Raw genomic sequence first — 18,140 nt, forward strand, 5'->3', positions numbered from 1 at the left:
ACGGGAACAGCCCGAAACTCGAGACCCCGCAGGAGCGAGGAACGAGCTCCGAGGAGGCTCGAGTCCAATGTCATAAAGTTATTGAACCAAAAATTTACAGTTATTAGGCAACCACCGGTTGCCTCCTTTTAAAAATATTAAATCATCCTTTATAGCTTTAATCATTTTCTAAAGTTAGGTAAAAAAGGCAATAGAATGCCCGAGGCTTAAATATTTATTTTTTAAGCCCCTAATTTATTTACATTTAATAAACAAATAGGTTATATTTATCCTATGTATTGTTTATAGACACCTTTTTTGGTTTAGGGGATACTTTGTTGAGGACAGACCATTCCTTCGTGGGTAGCTTCTCCCAAACCGAATAGGTGTCTTATTTCTTATAATCACTTTCATGATTTTTGTAAACATTCTCTCTCTTTTGATTGGACAATCTTCTAATAATAAGTGAACCATCCTATCTTTTAATTTTCCTATTAAGATATTTGTGTTTACTTGATAATCATGTTTTCGTCTTTTTTTCTTACTCTCCTCATTAATTGTTTCATTGGCATCATTTCTCAATAAACTGACCATATTCGATAAATATATTGATGCATAGAAATCTTGTTCAATTGCGATTTTCGAACCACCCGTAAAATTTTCTATTTCGATTTTATTTTTCACGTTATTATACTCAGTTTCAATTCCCCAGCGTTTAAAATAAAGAGTTTTGAACTCAGAAATATTGAAGCCTTCCTCTATTAGATTTGTGACAAGTATTTCTTCTGTGTCAGAATCTAGTAAGAACCTAACTACACGAGCATTAACCACTTGGCCCTCATGTGTTATTTGTATAATTTGATCAGCTTTCTTCGCTTCGACAATTTCCTTTATCGTATTTTTTTGACATCGCATAAGATACTTGATGCCAATGGCATCTAAAAAAGCGATAAAATCTCTTGACGGATAACCTCTATCAAACAAAATTAGGTCGTTCTTCAATCCGGTTTGTACGAGTTCTTTAATCATATTCTTTGCACTATCTCGCTCAGCTACCTTATAAGGATCGATTTTAGAAGTTATTATAATCCCATTTTCAAGATCATAGATACAAGAGGCTCTAGCTCTTGCATAGCTTGACCTTTGATTTCTTCCATACCCAAAATAATTTCGAAGTTCCTCGGTGTCAGGTATTTGTAATACACTTCCGTCAATTGCGCAAAGCCTAAATCCACGATAAGTTTTAAAAGAATTTTCTTCATAATACCAATTAACAATCGCTTTTGAGAGTTTTACAAAAGCGAGGGGAGAAACCTTCTTTCGTGCAGCAGAATAGCCTTGTTTAGAAATACTAATATCTGATAAATTAAACTTGTCAAAAAAGTCGTCAAGTTCAATCTGAAGACTCTTTTTGACAAAATTTAAATTAAATAAAATTGTATTTTTGAAATTTAACTTCTTTTCTTTTCGCGTAAAGTACGTTTCCTTTGTTCGAGATTCAATCATAAACATCACATCATTCAGCATCTTTCGAGTAATCTCAATTGCCCCTAAAAAAGTACTTTTTGATTTCAAAAAAACCACCATCCTCGTTTTATTAACCAAAAATTGGCTTCTAAAACGATTTTGGTGGACTTTTTAAAAACACAAGAGTCTTATTACCTATCTTTGTGAATATTAAATTAAAAATTGGTATTTTAATAAACTTCCATTAATTGTAAATATAAGTTGATGACATTGGGCTCGAGTCGGGCCCGTGGAAAGCGTCCCCGGAACGGAAATCAATTTTCAGTTTAATATCAAAAACTCATCATTTTCTTTTAAGAGAAAATGATGAGTTTTTACTTTTGTCCCAACCTCTTACATTCCTCAGAATGATGTTACTCAAGAAAATCTTTTAGTCGCTTACTACGAGATGGATGACGTAATTTTCTTAGTGCTTTTGCCTCAATTTGGCGAATACGTTCACGAGTCACCCCGAATACTTTCCCTACTTCTTCAAGAGTGCGTGTACGACCGTCATCTAAACCGAAACGAAGACGAAGCACATTTTCTTCTCGATCTGTTAATGTATCTAAAACGTCTTCAAGCTGTTCTTTTAACAGTTCGTATGCTGCATGGTCAGCAGGAGATTGCGCTTCATGGTCTTCGATGAAATCGCCTAAATGCGAATCATCTTCCTCACCAATTGGTGTTTCTAATGAAACCGGTTCTTGGGCAATTTTTAATATTTCACGAACTTTTTCAGGCGTTAAGTCCATTTCCTCTGCGATTTCTTCTGGCGTTGGTTCACGCCCTAAATCCTGCAATAATTGACGTTGGACGCGGACTAATTTATTAATCGTCTCCACCATGTGAACTGGTATACGAATCGTTCTTGCTTGGTCCGCAATTGCTCGCGTAATAGCTTGACGAATCCACCAAGTGGCATACGTAGAAAATTTAAAACCTTTTCGATGGTCGAATTTTTCTACTGCTTTAATTAATCCCATATTTCCTTCTTGAATCAAATCTAAGAAAAGCATTCCACGACCTACATAGCGTTTAGCAATCGAAACAACTAATCTTAAGTTTGCTTCCGCAAGTCGTTTACGAGCTTCCTCATCACCTTGCTCAATACGTTCTGCAAGTTCAATTTCTTCTTCAGCAGTTAATAAATCTACACGCCCGATTTCTTTCAAATACATTCTGACAGGGTCATTGATTTTTACACCAGGAGGAACGCTTAAATCATTCAAATCAAATTCTTCTTCACTTGCTTCCTGTTTCGCAAGTGCTTCTTCTTCAAATTCTTCTTTTCCTTCCACACGAATATCATATTGGCTTTCTAATTCTTCAGCAAAATGAAAAATTTCCTCAGGTTCCAATTCAAATGGATCTAATTTTTTTGAAATATCATCCATGGATATACCATCATTTTTTGCTTTTTGTCGAAGAAAATTTTTCGCTTCTTCCAAGTTTTTTTCCAAAATTTCTCTTGAACGTTCTGACATATTGTCCGCCATAAACCTTCCTCCTTATAACAACCAATATCACTCAAATCGCAGATAATGTTTTTTTCAGTTCAATCATTCGTTGGACGAGTTCTAAAGCTTTTTTATATTCATGCATTCTTTCAGCTTCTTGGGAATCGTGCATGAGTTTTTCTATTTCAAGCTTTATGCGATGTTTTTTTAGTTGTTTTAAACAATCTTCAATCTCAGCCTCTTTAAATTCTGGATCGCGCTCTATTAATGCAGCTTCCATAACAATTTTTCGAAGTTCTGCATCATCCAAAATTTCTAAAAACCTTTGATAATCCGCAGTGCCATGCTCTTCGTAAAAGCCGATTAAGCGAACAAACACTGCCATATACTCATCATGAATAAATGGTTGCGAATCATCACTGTGTAAAATATTTTTCACTAGTTCCATATCAAACAACATATGTGAAAGGAGTAATCTTTCAGCACGTTCAGTCGCATTTAAATTTTTGGAATGAATTTGGCCACTAAATATTGTATTTTTTTGTTCAGCTCGTTTATAATTTTTAGAAAAGTCAGCATCTAATTTTCTGAATTGTGCATAAATAGCTTCTTCCGATATTTTTGTTTCTTTCGATAGTTCTTTAATATAAAGTTCTCGTTCGATAGGCGATGATTTTCCAACAAGATGCTCAAGCACTTCTTGAATATATTGCAAAATATCATTTTCAAATTGAAAATTTTTATTGCGTCGTGCATACATCATCATAAAAGCCATGTATGCATGTGGTTTTTCAATCATCTGTGCAAAGGACTCTGAACCATACTTCCGAATGTATTCGTCAGGATCTAATTGATCGGGTAGTACGACAACTTCAACATCCATTTGTTCGTTGTAAATCATTTCTGCGGCCCGTTTCGCTGCTTCCCAACCTGCATAATCACCGTCATAACAAACCACTACGTTTCGAACTAAGCGTTTTAGCCTTGTGATATGCTCTTTTGTTAAGGAAGTGCCCATCGTTGCCACAGCGTTGTCTATACCTGCTTTTTGCGCAGCAAGCACGTCCATAAATCCTTCCATTAATATAACTTGACGTTTTTTACGAATTGAAGCTCTAGCCTTGTCCAAATTAAAAAGAACTTCACTTTTTCGAAAAATCGGGGATTCTGGACTATTTAAATATTTCGCTTCTGATTCATTTGCCTCAAGAATTCGACCAGAAAAACCAATCACCTTTCCAAATTCGTTGCGAATTGGAAACATGATACGTCCTCGAAAGCGATCAAAGTAAGTATGGTCATTTTCCTTTTGGATGATGAGTCCACATTCAACCATTTCATCTAACGAAAAACCTTTTCGCTCTAGTAATACAGTCACTGAATCCCATACTGGCAATGAGTATCCTATACCATTGGATTCGATATCTTCCCTTGTAAATCCTCTTTTTAATAAATAATTTAATGCTTTTTCGCCTTCTTCTGTGTTCATCAATAAATGATGATAAAATTCAGCAACAAATTGATGGGCATTTATCATATTTTCTTCTTTTGGTGAATATCGGCGAAAATTTTTGTCCATACTTTGATTTTGGATATCAATATGTATGCCGATGCGCTCCCCTAATTTAGAAACCGCTTCAGGAAAGGATACATTTTCGATATCCATGACAAAGGTTATAACATTTCCCCCTGCACCACAACCAAAGCAATGGAATATTTGTTTGTCTTCAGAAACAGAAAAAGAAGGTGTATTTTCACCGTGGAAAGGACATAATCCAAACCAATTTCGCCCTCTTTTTGTTAACTGAATATATTCGCTGATTACATCAACGATATCCGATTCTGTTCGGATTTTTTCAATTAATTCTTCAGGAATTTTGCCTATCATTCCATCACCAACTTTGTTGCTAAATAACACAATTCGATAAAAAATTAAAAATTCCTTTAAAATGCGACAAAAAAACTTCACTTTTTATAATATTTATTTGTTAGAAATATTTTTACCACAATTTTATTATTATAAAACATTCTTTATGATTTTTCTATACTTATTTATAAAAAAATGAAAAAAAACCTCCTCGATAATCTGGAGGTGTAAATAATTATCTTATTTTTTTAAACGCTCTAGTCGCTCAATGATGTCATTCGCTGTTTCTTCAACAGCTTTATTTGTAACATCGATGACTTGACAACCTAATTTTTCTACCACTTTATAAAAATGCGCAATTTCCCGTTCAATGCGATCTCTTTTTGCATAAATCGCATCATCACTTAGACCCAATGCAATTAACCTTTGTTTACGGATGACGTTTAGTTTTTCAGGAGAAATCACTAAACCAAAACATTTTCTTGGATCTACTTGAAATAATTCTTCAGGCGGTTCGACTTCTGGAACGATTGGAACATTGGCTACCTTATATCTTTTATGAGCCAAATATTGTGATAGTGGAGTTTTTGAAGTTCTAGATACGCCAATTAACACCACATCACTCAATAATATTCCTCTCGGATCTCGTCCATCATCATATTTTACGGCAAACTCGATCGCTTCTACTTTTTGAAAATAGTCATCGTCTAACTTATGAACTATTCCAGGTTCTTCTAACGGATATTCTTCAAGTCTATGACTAAATAAATGAATAATAGGACCTAATAAATCAATGCAATCAATGTTATTTTGTTGACATAAATTATACATTAACTGACGTTTTTGTTTTTCTACTAATGTATACACTATAATTGCACCTTGCATCGCCGCAATTTCTACAATGTTTTTTATATGGTCATCATTTGATATATGTGGGAATCTTCGGATAATGATGCCATCAAAATTTGGTCTAAATTGTGTAGCAGCTGCTTTAACCACTTGCTCTCCAGTTTCTCCAACAGAATCAGATACGACAAAGATTTTTAAGTTTTTCAAATTAGCACCTCTTACAAATCATTCGTCTCAGCTAATGAAATAAAAGCTTTTGTAATATTGGTTTTGGTTATACGACCCACAATTTCTAACCCATCTTCTTTCTCTTCTACAACTGGCAATGAGTCAACTTGTCGCTCGATCAATTTTTTAGCAACATGAATGAGTGAATCATTCTTATGACAATACACAATATTCGGCATTCTCGTCATAATAATATGAACGGGAATCTTAGTTATAGCTTGAGTTCCAATACTTGTGCGAAGTAAATCTTTTCTTGAAAGCACACCTTGCAAACGGGATCGATCATCTACCACAAACAAGGTTCCAACATCTTCCAAGAACATTTGACAAATAGCATCATAAGCTGTCATATTCTCAGATACAACAACTGGCATAGATTGGAAATCTTTAACTTTTAAATTCATCATTGACTCTGTTACAGAAGCCATCGTTTTTTTGCCAGAATAAAAATACCCGACTCTAGGTCTGGCATCTAGAAACCCTGCCATTGTTAAAATTGCTAAATCTGGTCGAAGGGTTGCTCGAGTCAAGTTTAATTGTTCAGCAATTTTCTCCCCTGTTATTGGCCCCTTCTCTTTAACAATTTGCAGAATTTTATCTTGACGTTGATTGAGTTCTATTGGACTCACCGCCTCAATTAGTGTTATACTTTTCTTAAATATTATATACTATTTTCTTTATAATTGCTAAGAAAAGTCCTACATGATAAAATAATGTCACAACTAATTAAAAAATTACTATATTCAAATATTTTGGGCAATGACAGGACTATAAGTATCTTTTCAACAAACAGCGAGTAGGGATGGTGAAAGCCTACACGAAAAGAGAAACGGCAGCCTCGAGCCATGATGAAAAAAAGAGGATTGCAATTCTATGAATGAAATGCAATCAATCGGGGTGGAACCGCGGGTGTAATTATGTATTCCAGCACTCGTCCCCGGGCTTATGGCCCGGAGACGGGTGCTTTTCTATTATTATTATGAAAAATAAAATTAAATAGGAGGAACAAAAATGGCTGTTCAATCAATGGAAACTATTGTGAATTTATCAAAACAACGTGGATTTGTATTTCCAGGTTCTGAAATATACGGGGGACTTGCTAATACATGGGATTATGGTCCTCTTGGTGTGGAACTGAAAAATAATATTAAAAAAGCATGGTGGCAAAAATTTGTTCAAGAGTCACCTTACAACGTTGGACTTGATGCAGCAATTTTAATGAATCCACGCACTTGGGAAGCATCAGGACATGTTGGAAACTTCAATGACCCAATGATTGATTGTAAACAATGTAAAGCAAGACATCGAGCTGATAAGTTAATAGAAGAAGCAGCTCTACAAAAAGGTGATGAAATTATCGTTGACGGCTTATCATTTGAAAAAATGGCAGAAATCATGAAGCAATATGATGTTTCCTGCCCTGATTGTGGTGCACAAGATTTCACTGAAATTCGCCAATTTAACTTAATGTTTAAAACATTCCAAGGTGTTACAGAAAGCTCTTCTAACGAAATTTATTTAAGACCAGAAACGGCTCAAGGTATTTTTGTTAACTTCAAAAACGTTCAACGTTCTATGCGCAAAAAACTTCCATTTGGTATTGCACAAATTGGTAAATCTTTCCGAAACGAAATTACGCCTGGTAACTTTACATTCCGTACGCGTGAATTCGAACAAATGGAGTTGGAGTTCTTCTGTAAACCTGGTGAAGATTTAGAATGGCAAAATTACTGGAAAGAATTTTGTAAAAACTGGTTGTTAAGTTTGGGCATGAGCGAAGAAAACATTCGCCTTCGCGATCATTCCGAAGAAGAATTATCCCACTATTCGAAAGCTACAACAGATATCGAATATAAATTCCCATTCGGTTGGGGCGAACTTTGGGGTATTGCAGACCGCACAGATTATGACTTGAAGCAACATATGCAATATTCAAACGAAGATTTCACTTACATCGATCCAGTTACAAATGAGCGTTACGTTCCTTACTGCATCGAACCATCTGTCGGAGCAGACCGTGTAACATTGGCATTCCTATGTGATGCATATGACGAAGAACAACTAGAAGATGGAGACAAACGCACAGTGCTTAGATTCCATCCGGTTATCGCTCCATTTAAAGCGGCAGTTCTTCCACTATCGAAAAAACTGTCAGAGGAAGCAACTGAAGTTTGGAACGAATTGCGCAAATATTTCCCAGTAGATTATGATGAATCTCAATCCATCGGTAAACGTTATCGCCGCCAAGACGAAATTGGAACACCATTCTGCATCACTTACGACTTCGATTCAAAAGAAGACGGTCAAGTGACTGTGCGTCATCGAGATTCAATGGAGCAAGTACGCATGCCAATTGCGGATGTAAAAGCTTATATTGAAAAACACTTACAATTCTAATATTGCTTACATGATGAAAGCTGTACATGATTGTACAGCTTTTTTTCTTTTGTCTAATGATATGTTGTTCATTATTTTAAAATCAGAATTATCTGAATTTAATATACATATTCTTCTCCCCTCTAGTATAATTGAGTTAAGGGATTTTGGATTAGGGGGGAGCTATATGCTGTTTAGTTCATTTACAAGTTTTAAGAAACAACAAGAACTTCAAGTTAGCGACGTTTTCAGCCAATTAAAGAATATTGTGACAGCGATATTAAAGCGAGAAGTACCTTCCAATAGTTCCAACAGTCAATTAATATTCAATACAAATTTGAAAATTCAACAATATTTTCATGCGGCACAATATCACCGAAAACAGATCGATCTTACTACATCGCTTGGTGTGTTTCATAAAGAAGCTTACGAAAGTACAATAAAAAAATATAATCAACTTAAACTTTTGATGGATAGTTTTATTATTCTAAATATTGAAGAAGAACGAGAGAAAATCAATCATCGAATGAGACTTGTCGATGACAAAATTGAAAAGCTGTATTTGAAATTGAAAAATGTTAAACACATCCTAATTCCTGAGCTAGAGGAAAAATTTTGGCAAGCTTTTAAAGAAGATTTAATGCCTATTTTAGCTGAATTAAGATAATGATAGAAATATTAATACAATATATATTTCAATAAAAACAGGCGTCTAAAGTTTGTCGCCTGTTTTGTCTTTATTGTCTTTTTGTAACGAGTACAAAGCTTCTGATTTTTCAAGCTGTTCAATAAATGAACGAGACTTTAAACGCATACCTGTTTGTTCTTCATAAATCGTCGTTACAATTTTCTTGATAAAGTGTTTCGTTTCACGCTTTAACTCCAACTTTCCAATTTTCTCAATTGGAATAGTAGCAAACATGCGAATTAATTTTAATTGTGTTGGACTTAACCGAATAATATAGGGGTCAACATGAAAACAACGGTGGCAAAGAAATCCTCCTTGTGAAAAGGAAAAGGCAAATTCCCCTTCTACCGCACCACAGGATGCACATTGATGCAAAATAGGCCTTACCCCTGCATAAGGAAGAAACTTCCAATCAACGAACAATGCGATTGCTTCTGGATCATGCTCATCTTCAATCGCATATAAAGCTTGTTTCAACACTTCGTAAGGAAATGGTTGCGGATTCCCCTCTTCTATTAATCGATCTACCATTTCCACAATGTAACTAGCATAAGCTGCTCGTAATATATCGGTTTGAATATGTCGCATCGAATTGATAAGCTCACCTTGCTGTAACGTGCCTATACCCGAAGATCGTTGTACAATGAAAATACCATGCATAAAAGTTTGAGATATTGACGCTAACCTGCTCCGCGGTTTCTTAGCACCTCTAGCCATCACTGCAACTTTTCCAGCTTCTTTTGTCAACAGTGTAACAATTTTATTTGATTCCCCATAATCTCTTGTTTTTAAAACAATGCCCTCTAATTTACTTAGCATCTGTTGCACATCCCTTTTCACTGAGGCATTCTAGAATCTTATTTAATAATGATTTCGATAAAAGGACGATGAATAAATATTCATAAAGAGTGCGTCGTAAGGTATTAGACGCACTCTTAAACATTTTAATATTCATCTTCTCGATATCCAAAGTCTCTTAGGTATGTGATTTTATTTCGCCAATCCTTTTGAACCTTTACCCAAAGTTCTAAATAAACTTTTGAACCTAGGAGCATTTCAATATCTTTTCTTGCTTGAGTTCCGACTTCTTTTAGCAAAGAGCCGCCTTTACCAATGATAATCCCTTTCTGCGAATCCCGTTCAACCATAATCGTGGCATTCACGTGAATGAGGTTTTCATTTTTTTCATCCCTGCGAATTTTATCAATGACAACCGCTACAGAATGAGGTATTTCTTCTCTCGTTAAATGTAAGACTTTTTCACGAATCAGTTCTGATATGATAAAGCGCTCTGGATGATCTGTAACTTGGTCGCTTGGATAATATTGAGGTCCCTCTGGTAAGTAGTTTTCAATTGTTTCTAGCAATCGTTCTACATTATTCCCCTCCAATGCAGAGATTGGAATGATTTCTGCAAAATCCATTTTTTCTCTATAAGCATCAATAATTTCTAATAATTCATCTGGATGAATTTTATCTATTTTATTAATCACTAAAAACACCGGAGTATTCGTTTCACTTAACAATTCCATAATGAATTCGTCGCCTTTGCCAATCTTTTCTTCTGCATTAACCATAAACATAATTAAATCTACTTCACGCAGTGTATTTTTAGAGACCTTCACCATAAATTCGCCTAGTTTATGCTTCGGTTTATGAATTCCTGGTGTATCAATAAATACCATTTGGCTTTTTTCTCTCGTCAATACACCTTGTATTTTATTTCGAGTTGTTTGAGGTTTATCCGACATAATAGCAATTTTTTGGCCAATTACACGATTTAAAAATGTCGATTTTCCTACGTTTGGTCTACCAATAATTGAAATGAATCCTGATTTAAAACGATGATTGTCATGCATCTTTCATATCCTCCGAATTAAAAGCACTTGGTAATAATTGTTTTACAGTTGTTTTTTGTATTTTTCCTTGTAAATTTGCTAAATAAACAGGCATCTCTGGTGAACAAAATTCAGCCATTACCTGTCTACATGCACCGCATGGAGAAACGGGATTTTTTGTATCGGCAATGACAGCAATTGCCTCAAATTTTGTTTCCCCTTCTGAAACGGCTTTAAAAATTGCAGTTCGTTCTGCACAATTTGTCATACTAAAGCTAGCATTTTCAATATTACAACCGTGAAAAATTTTCCCGCTCTTCGTCAATAATGCGGCTCCAACAGAAAATTTAGAGTAAGGAGCATAGGCTTTTTCACGGGCGTGTTTCGCTTCATTCATTAACTTTTGTACATCCATATGTACGGATACGCCTCCTATTACATGAGAAACCATTTAGGCAGAAAAATAATCAATCCAATGAAAATGCTTGCGATTGCGGAAATGAGCACTGCACCAGCCGCAACATCCTTCGCTGCTTTTGCAAGAGCATGATATTCTGGTGAAACAAGATTGACGACTGTTTCTATTGCAGTATTCACCATTTCTAACGCAATCACAAGGGCCATCGTTAAGATTAACACCAGCCATTCCGCTGAACTTAATTGCGAACATAAGCCTGCAATCGTAACCAATACAGCACAAGTAACATGGATACGCATATTTCGTTCTTTCATTGCAAATCGTATTCCTTCAATTGCATAGTGGAAAGAACGAAAAAATTTACGCATGAAAATCACGACCTAAGCCGTATGATGTGAGAATTTCCTCTTGTCTTGAAAACATTACTTTTTCGTCTTCTTCCGTCATATGATCATATCCTAATAAATGCAAAAATCCATGTACGGCAAGAAAACCAAGTTCTCTTTCAAATGTATGCCCGTACTCTTCTGCCTGTTCCCTCGTTCGATCGACAGAAATAATAATATCACCTAGAACACGAGGTAATTCTCCAACTCCAATAATTTCGATTTCTCCTTCGCCCATTTCTTCTAGAGCGAAGGAAATAACATCTGTCGGCTGGTCTTTGTCACGGTATTCACGATTTATTTCATGTATCTTTTCATTAGTTACAAAGGTAACAGAAACTTCTGCATTGTTGATATTTTCTAGTTTCGCAGCATATTGAAGCAATTTTTCAACAAGTTCGATATGTTTATCGCTTAATTTATTTGTCTCATCTAAAAAATCAATTGTTAAAGTCATAGTTCCTCCTAATTTTTATCCTCTTTTGGATACTCAATTCTAGAGTGGAATGTACCATTTAGTGTTTCACAAAGCACTTCTTCAATTATTTTTAACTCCTTAATGGAAATATCGCATTCATCAAATTGTTGTTCCTCTAATTTATTTTTAATAATCGATTGCACTAAATTGCGAATTTTGTCAGCATTAGGTTGCTTCATGGAGCGAGCGGCCGCTTCTACACTATCAGCGATGCTAATGACCGCAATTTCTTTCGTTTGAGGTTTTGGTCCAGGATAGTGGAAGATGGACTCATCTTTTACTACGCCTTGTTCTTTTGCTTTATGCAAAAAATATTTTAACGAACTTGTGCCATGATGTTGAAGTGCAATATCAATAATTTCTTGTGGCATTTTATGCTTTTGTAAGATTTCTGCTCCATCAGTTGTATGGGCTATAATAATTTCTGCACTTCTTTCCGGTGGCAGCGAGTCATGTGGATTGATACCTGACATTTGGTTTTCGACGAAGAATGCAGGACGTCTCGTCTTCCCAATATCATGATAATAACTTCCTACTCGAGCAAGCAATCCATCTGCTCCAATAGCTTCACAAGCGGCTTCCGCTAAATTTGCGACCATGATGCTATGATGATACGTTCCAGGTGTTTCGGTTAATATTTTTTTCAATAGCGGATGATTTGGATTCGATAATTCGATTAATTTCATTGTCGACAAAATTCCAAAGGCTGATTCAAAGAATGGCAACAATCCCATCGTTAAAGCGCCAGACAACAAACCTGAAACTACTGCTGCCACTCCGTAAAATAATAATTCTAACGGTTCATAATGGGATTGGGACATTAATAAATAGAATGCAATAAATAATATATTAATAATAACTACAATTCCACAACCCTTTAATATATCAGAACGATTTTCAATCGATTTCATAAAGTAAATGCATGCATAGCCACCAAGCAATATATACAATGCAATTTCCATTTGCAATACTGCCGAATACCCTTCTTGGAATATAACACCTGCCGATGCGGCCGTGAGTAATGTTACTAGACTTGCAACTTTGTGAGATGCTAATAAACTTACAAGCATAGTCGTTAAAGCAGAGGGAAATAAAAAGGCTATTTGGACTTCAAAATCATCTAATAAATTAATAAGTTCCATAAATCCGATTGAAAATAGATAAACAATTACCGTTGCAACAACTTGTTTTCTCTTTTTTTGCACATCAATATTAAGTTTGTCAAATAAGAAATAAAGAAAAGTCATTTGCAATATAACTAAAATGGCTAGTCCCAATACAGGTTTTATAGATGCCTTATTATTTGTCATCCCTAATAATTCCAGCTGTCGATATTTTTCTCTGTCGATCAATTCGCCTTCTTGTACGATAATTTGACCTTGTAAAATACGAGTTGGTTCAACTGCTTGCCGTGCTCGTTGTTTTAATTCTTCAGTTTTTTCTTCATCCAACGTTTCAGTTTCAACAACTGCTACCCTTCCTAAAATAACTAATGGTGGTATAAGGGAATTACTAATACTCTCATGTGCACGAATTTTTGATTCTAATTCATTGCGCACGGATGTGACATTTTCCTTGCGTATTGGGACCGATAGAGTATCTTTCACTAGTTGAATCAATGTGGTATGAGCTTTACTTAATTCCTTTTCGTCCACAGTGATAAAAGTCCATAAATGTTCATCTGTGAATCGCAGGGAAGTTTGACTTTCAGTGATTTCCTTTAATTTATCTTGAAGCAGTTGAATTTGCTCTTCTTTCAATAATATTCTAGTACCATTTCCGGAAATTTCTTTTCGGACGTCCAAAATAATTTCATGTATTGTTTCAATAAGCGCCACCCGATGATCGACAATTTCTTCATCAAAGACATATACGGGTTCCACAGCATCTTCTGCTGCTTGTCTTTCCTTCTCTGTTTTCTCAGTATCTTCTACGGTTTTCACAGCTCGTATTGTTTCTGGAGCTAATTGAAATGGTTGGACATCATATGTATCTCCTCGAACATTGCCAAACATGATAAAAAACTGTAATAGGCCAGTAATAAATAATATAGTAATCAGTAATACACGAAAACCGAACATGTCCAGTAATTTTATTAAGTGCTTATCCATAACGCACCCCCAATATTGTATATTAATAGTTTATCAATTTCTCGTTCGTTTTTCATTGGTATAATTGGATTCTTTAGTAAATAAAAAATGTGTACGAACTGGCGTACACATTGTTATAGTTCTTGATCGAAATAGGCTTGAATAATTTTTGCCACAAGAGGATGCCTTACTACATCTCCTGCTTCCAAATAGGTAAAATGAATATCTTTCACATTTTTCAACACTCGTTCAGCAATCATCAATCCAGATTCTACATTTTTCGGTAAGTCAATTTGAGATTTATCTCCCGTAATAACCATTTTGGACCCAAATCCTAATCGAGTTAAAAACATTTTCATTTGCATATGGGTTGTATTTTGAGCTTCATCCAAAATAACAAAAGCATCATCTAACGTACGGCCACGCATATAAGCAAGTGGAGCAATTTCAATTGTTCCCCGCTCAATTAATCGTTGAGTATGTTCTGTTCCATAAATATCGTGTAAGGCATCGTATAATGGCCGTAAATATGGGTCAACTTTTTCTTTTAAATCACCAGGTAAAAATCCGAGCGACTCTCCTGCCTCTACAGCTGGACGTGTTAGAATGATTCGTTTAACATGTCCATTTTTTAATGCTTGTGTTGCCATGACTACTGCTAAATATGTTTTCCCCGTACCTGCAGGCCCGATGGCAAAAACTAAATCATGAGAACGAATAGCCTTTATATATTCACGTTGACCAATCGTTTTGGCACGGATAGGCTTGCCATTATGAGTTCTACCTATTTCAACGTCATATAACTCTGAAAAATATTCAAGTGTTCCTTTATTTAACATTTCAATGGCACTTGAAACGTCTCTTAAATCAATATTAATGCCTTTACGAATAACTTTTAATAATTCTTTTAGCAACAATGTTACTTGCTTCTTTTGTTCTACTTCACCTGTAATTTGAATGATTTCACCGCGAGTAATGATACGACAATTAAATGATTCTTCAATTAACTTTATATTAGCATCGCCCATTCCTAGAAGCATAATTGCTTCATTTGGGTTTTCAACATGTAACTCTGTTAATTCTTCAGCCATATCTAATCTCCTTGACTAATTGGATATTCTTTCGCAATATTTTCGTTTACCAAAAAAAGGACTTTCCCTTTAACTTTATCATCATCGAAGGTAACGTGCAAAATATTTTCTTTCTTGATAATCGTTTTTGGAGGTAGTGATTTTAAAATTTTTTCGTGCAATAGCGGCAAAATAAATGAGTCGATTTGATCTTCTGACAGTTCTTGTACAGTTGTAATATAATTTTGCGTCTTTTTGATTTCGATGTAATTTGAAATCCAATTTGGCAATTTGATTTTTTGAAACGATAACTCTTTCTCCTTTTCATCGCTATTTTTCAATCCAAATATCCACTTGCTGTCAGCGGCTGAAATGTATTTGACTTTCCTCGGTATCTCAAAACTCGTTTCTAGCCAGTAATCAGCATATACTTCTCCCTGCGCACCCACAGCCATATATTCATCTTCACCTACAGTAATGACTCCTGATACAAGAACATCTCCTTTATACACAGTCATATTTGGCATAACTCGACGCTCACCGCTTGTAATATTAAAATGAGTTATCACACCACTTTTCGAAGCAACTAAATGATATAGTCCGTCGCTTTTCTTTTCTTTATTTTCCGTTATTGGTGCTAGTTGGGGAACAATCGTCATACTGCTTCCCTTTTTGATAATATGCACCCAAGAAAGATCACGTACTTCTTCCATAATGGTTTGTCGTATTTCAAAATCGGATACAAGTTTTCGCTTTAACACAGGATTGTCTAGTTGTAATTTTTCATCTATTATCTTTTCAACTTTCGCCTTCAATTCTGGCGTACTTGCTTCCACTTCAACTTTCCAAATAAATTGTGAACAGATGATGGGGATGAAAATCAACAGTATTATTCCAATAATTGTCCAACCAGTTTTTTGAAAAATCCTTGATTGTTGCAGGTAACGTATTTTTACTTTCAAATTTAATTTTTTCCGCAATGAACGTACAATAGTCACATCTTTTCTAGAAATTTCAAATTTGACTTCATCCTCTAAAAACTCTATTTCTCGTAATTTCACTCGATTTTGTTGTAAGCGTCGAATCAATTCATGTACGTTTCCACTGCGAGAAACACGAATTTCTACAGGGCGGCTATCGTATAATTTCATTTTCATTCACCTGTCGCTTCATTTCAAAATTTTTTAACTGATCAACATGTACTAAAATTTCTTCTTCTTTTAGTACATTAATATGTACTTTGTCAGCCTCAATCATCACGAGAAAACCTTCATAATAAAACTTACAATGATGCTCCGATGCTTCTAAAAATTTATAGTTTCCTATCATTCGTAATTGGCGACAATTCATCATTTCAATTATAGGGTCAATCTGGAATAATTTTTTCAAAAAAAACTGCCCTCCCTTTCACCAAGTATATGCTTAGGAATGGGAGGACATGATTTTTTACCGTTTTTTCGATTTTGGTGGTCCTAAAATTTCTTGTGTAATGATAGCATTCCTTAACGCTTCTTTTGAAGATAAGAATGGAAGTTTATGACTTACCTGTGGATGAGATTTCGTTTCTTTCGTTACGACAGGAGTTTGATTTGAACGTTCTTTTAACTCGACATTATTGGGCACAGGTTGTACTTGTTGTTGTATTGGTGAAGGTTCTTGCTCCTTCTCATCTACCATTACGGATTCTCTCTGTTTTACTTCCTTTTCTTCCGTTAATTGTTTCATCACTTCATTTGCAAATTCATCTAATGTTTTGATTTCAATTTTTGGTCTTTGACGATGTTCTTTTTGAATAGGAGGGGTAGATTGATCATGCCGTCTTTTTGACGAGCTAAAAAAAGAACTAACTAGAGCTATAATGATAAATAGAATTAAACTCTCCAACTATAACACTCCTTTCTGGAGGAGTATCTCTTAATCCTCTTGTTGATTCTTCGTCACATTTGCAATAGAATCACGCATTGCAGTGTCCGCTTGAATATTTTTGTAATTCATATAATCCATAATTCCCAAATTACCAGAGCGTAAAGCTTCCGCCATTGCCAACGGTATTTGTGCTTCAGCTTCTACTACTTTTGCTTTCATTTCTTGAGTTCTAGCAACCATTTCTTGTTCTTTCGCTACTGCCATTGCACGACGTTCTTCCGCCTTCGCTTGAGCGATATTTTTATCAGCCTGAGCTTGCTCAATTTGCAATTCTGCCCCAATATTTTTACCAACATCCACATCTGCAATATCGATGGATAAAATCTCAAAAGCTGTTCCAGCATCTAACCCTTTTTTCAACACTGTTTGAGAAATCAAATCTGGATTTTCTAAAACTTTTGAATGGGATTCACTGGCACCAATAGTGGAAACGATACCTTCTCCCACGCGGGCAATCACGGTTTCTTCACCGGCACCGCCGACTAAACGGTCTAAATTCGCACGTACAGTAATTCTTGCCTTAGCCTTTACTTCAATCCCGTTAAGGGCAACACCAGCAATAAACGGTGTTTCAATAACTTTAGGATTTACTGACATTTGAACCGCTTCTAATACGTCTCGACCAGCTAAGTCGATTGCAGCGGCACGTTCAAAAGATAATTCGATATTTGCTCTTTGCGTAGCAATTAATGCATTTACAACGCGGTCAACGTTACCACCAGCTAAATAATGGGACTCTAATTGATTGATTGTCACATCTAAACCAGCTTTATGAGCTTTAATTAATGGATTTACAATACGACCAGGAATTACTCGACGTAATCTCATTCCAATCAAAGTTAAAATGCTTACTCGCACGCCAGCAGCTAAAGCGCTAATCCACAGACCTACTGGTACGAATGTAAAGAAAATTCCTAATACAATGATTGCAAAGACAATTCCAACAATGGAAGTGACGAATAAACCATCAATAAACATCAT

18 protein-coding genes are annotated in these 18,140 nt (G+C 35.4%); 2 read left to right on the forward strand and 16 right to left on the reverse strand.

The annotated features are described in order from the left end of the window. Window positions 1-282: 282 nt before the first annotated feature. The 5 genes from UtA1_RS11750 to UtA1_RS11770 form a co-directional block, all read right to left on the reverse strand. Window positions 283-1,554, reverse strand: coding sequence for an IS4 family transposase (locus UtA1_RS11750; protein ID WP_096550285.1), 1,272 nt, complete (start codon window positions 1,552-1,554; stop codon window positions 283-285). Between the two features lie 305 nt (window positions 1,555-1,859). Then, window positions 1,860-2,984 (reverse strand): RNA polymerase sigma factor RpoD, encoded by a 1,125-nt coding sequence (rpoD, locus tag UtA1_RS11755; RefSeq protein ID WP_016838553.1) that lies wholly within the window; start codon window positions 2,982-2,984, stop codon window positions 1,860-1,862. Window positions 2,985-3,015: 31 nt separating this feature from the next. After that, window positions 3,016-4,833 carry a DNA primase gene (gene dnaG / locus UtA1_RS11760; protein ID WP_096552518.1) on the reverse strand — a complete coding sequence of 606 codons (1,818 nt, stop codon included), beginning with the start codon at window positions 4,831-4,833 and terminating at the stop codon, window positions 3,016-3,018. A gap of 219 nt (window positions 4,834-5,052) precedes the next feature. Then, on the reverse strand, window positions 5,053-5,868 hold the full coding sequence (locus UtA1_RS11765; protein ID WP_016838555.1) for a pyruvate, water dikinase regulatory protein: 816 nt from the start codon (window positions 5,866-5,868) through the stop codon (window positions 5,053-5,055). An 11-nt stretch (window positions 5,869-5,879) separates the two neighbouring features. After that, entirely contained in the window at window positions 5,880-6,518 is a 639-nt protein-coding gene (locus UtA1_RS11770) for a helix-turn-helix transcriptional regulator (protein WP_096551203.1), read from the reverse strand. A gap of 382 nt (window positions 6,519-6,900) precedes the next feature. Here UtA1_RS11770 and UtA1_RS11775 point away from each other — a divergent pair, with 382 nt between their 5' ends. After that, window positions 6,901-8,286 (forward strand): glycine--tRNA ligase, encoded by a 1,386-nt coding sequence (locus tag UtA1_RS11775; RefSeq protein WP_016838557.1) that lies wholly within the window; start codon window positions 6,901-6,903, stop codon window positions 8,284-8,286. 166 nt (window positions 8,287-8,452) lie between these two features. After that, window positions 8,453-8,932, forward strand: a complete 480-nt coding sequence (locus UtA1_RS11780) for a hypothetical protein (RefSeq protein ID WP_096551205.1) — start codon at window positions 8,453-8,455, stop codon at window positions 8,930-8,932. 45 nt (window positions 8,933-8,977) lie between these two features. Here UtA1_RS11780 and recO read toward each other — a convergent pair whose 3' ends face one another. From recO to floA, 11 genes are all read right to left on the reverse strand, one after another. Continuing rightward, window positions 8,978-9,772, reverse strand: a complete 795-nt coding sequence (gene recO, locus UtA1_RS11785; protein ID WP_096551207.1) for a DNA repair protein RecO — start codon at window positions 9,770-9,772, stop codon at window positions 8,978-8,980. Window positions 9,773-9,897: 125 nt separating this feature from the next. Beyond that, the gene (era, locus tag UtA1_RS11790) at window positions 9,898-10,812 is read right to left on the reverse strand and encodes a GTPase Era (RefSeq protein ID WP_096551209.1); all 915 of its coding nucleotides are present in this window, start codon (window positions 10,810-10,812) and stop codon (window positions 9,898-9,900) included. Beyond that, window positions 10,805-11,206 (reverse strand): cytidine deaminase, encoded by a 402-nt coding sequence (locus UtA1_RS11795; protein ID WP_016838561.1) that lies wholly within the window; start codon window positions 11,204-11,206, stop codon window positions 10,805-10,807. Before UtA1_RS11795 ends, era begins: the two co-directional genes overlap by 8 nt. Window positions 11,207-11,226: 20 nt before the next feature. After that, complete coding sequence (locus UtA1_RS11800) at window positions 11,227-11,577, reverse strand: diacylglycerol kinase family protein (RefSeq protein ID WP_172597870.1); 351 nt, start codon at window positions 11,575-11,577, stop codon at window positions 11,227-11,229. Continuing rightward, the gene (gene ybeY, locus UtA1_RS11805) at window positions 11,570-12,052 is read right to left on the reverse strand and encodes an rRNA maturation RNase YbeY (RefSeq protein ID WP_016838563.1); all 483 of its coding nucleotides are present in this window, start codon (window positions 12,050-12,052) and stop codon (window positions 11,570-11,572) included. The genes UtA1_RS11800 and ybeY overlap by 8 nt, the downstream gene beginning before the upstream one ends. Window positions 12,053-12,060: 8 nt before the next feature. Continuing rightward, a complete protein-coding gene (locus UtA1_RS11810; RefSeq protein ID WP_096551211.1) occupies window positions 12,061-14,184 on the reverse strand; it encodes an HD family phosphohydrolase in 2,124 nt (707 codons plus the stop codon). A gap of 113 nt (window positions 14,185-14,297) precedes the next feature. After that, entirely contained in the window at window positions 14,298-15,254 is a 957-nt protein-coding gene (locus UtA1_RS11815; RefSeq protein ID WP_016838565.1) for a PhoH family protein, read from the reverse strand. A 2-nt stretch (window positions 15,255-15,256) separates the two neighbouring features. Further along, on the reverse strand, window positions 15,257-16,384 hold the full coding sequence (locus UtA1_RS11820; protein ID WP_172597871.1) for a sporulation protein YqfD: 1,128 nt from the start codon (window positions 16,382-16,384) through the stop codon (window positions 15,257-15,259). Beyond that, complete coding sequence (locus tag UtA1_RS11825; RefSeq protein WP_016838567.1) at window positions 16,368-16,622, reverse strand: hypothetical protein; 255 nt, start codon at window positions 16,620-16,622, stop codon at window positions 16,368-16,370. Before UtA1_RS11825 ends, UtA1_RS11820 begins: the two co-directional genes overlap by 17 nt. A gap of 57 nt (window positions 16,623-16,679) precedes the next feature. After that, window positions 16,680-17,117 carry a hypothetical protein gene (locus tag UtA1_RS11830; RefSeq protein ID WP_096551216.1) on the reverse strand — a complete coding sequence of 146 codons (438 nt, stop codon included), beginning with the start codon at window positions 17,115-17,117 and terminating at the stop codon, window positions 16,680-16,682. 30 nt (window positions 17,118-17,147) lie between these two features. Continuing rightward, complete coding sequence (gene floA / locus UtA1_RS11835) at window positions 17,148-18,140, reverse strand: flotillin-like protein FloA (protein WP_269471045.1); 993 nt, start codon at window positions 18,138-18,140, stop codon at window positions 17,148-17,150.

Source organism: Ureibacillus thermosphaericus, assembly GCF_002370195.2.
GTDB lineage: Bacteria > Bacillota > Bacilli > Bacillales_A > Planococcaceae > Ureibacillus > Ureibacillus thermosphaericus.

What these genes read in the sequence shown, in the direction of transcription:
- UtA1_RS11810 (WP_096551211.1), bottom strand. Translation starts at nt 14,184, where the DNA reads ATGGATAAGCACTTAATAAAATTACTGGACATGTTCGGTTTTCGTGTA.
- UtA1_RS11815 (WP_016838565.1), bottom strand. Translation starts at nt 15,254, where the DNA reads ATGGCTGAAGAATTAACAGAGTTACATGTTGAAAACCCAAATGAAGCA.
- floA (WP_269471045.1), bottom strand. Translation starts at nt 18,140, where the DNA reads ATGATGTTTATTGATGGTTTATTCGTCACTTCCATTGTTGGAATTGTC.
- UtA1_RS11800 (WP_172597870.1), bottom strand. Translation starts at nt 11,577, where the DNA reads ATGCGTAAATTTTTTCGTTCTTTCCACTATGCAATTGAAGGAATACGA.
- era (WP_096551209.1), bottom strand. Translation starts at nt 10,812, where the DNA reads ATGCATGACAATCATCGTTTTAAATCAGGATTCATTTCAATTATTGGT.
- recO (WP_096551207.1), bottom strand. Translation starts at nt 9,772, where the DNA reads ATGCTAAGTAAATTAGAGGGCATTGTTTTAAAAACAAGAGATTATGGG.
- UtA1_RS11795 (WP_016838561.1), bottom strand. Translation starts at nt 11,206, where the DNA reads ATGGATGTACAAAAGTTAATGAATGAAGCGAAACACGCCCGTGAAAAA.
- ybeY (WP_016838563.1), bottom strand. Translation starts at nt 12,052, where the DNA reads ATGACTTTAACAATTGATTTTTTAGATGAGACAAATAAATTAAGCGAT.
- dnaG (WP_096552518.1), bottom strand. Translation starts at nt 4,833, where the DNA reads ATGATAGGCAAAATTCCTGAAGAATTAATTGAAAAAATCCGAACAGAA.
- UtA1_RS11780 (WP_096551205.1), top strand. Translation starts at nt 8,453, where the DNA reads ATGCTGTTTAGTTCATTTACAAGTTTTAAGAAACAACAAGAACTTCAA.
- UtA1_RS11775 (WP_016838557.1), top strand. Translation starts at nt 6,901, where the DNA reads ATGGCTGTTCAATCAATGGAAACTATTGTGAATTTATCAAAACAACGT.
- UtA1_RS11820 (WP_172597871.1), bottom strand. Translation starts at nt 16,384, where the DNA reads ATGAAATTATACGATAGCCGCCCTGTAGAAATTCGTGTTTCTCGCAGT.
- rpoD (WP_016838553.1), bottom strand. Translation starts at nt 2,984, where the DNA reads ATGGCGGACAATATGTCAGAACGTTCAAGAGAAATTTTGGAAAAAAAC.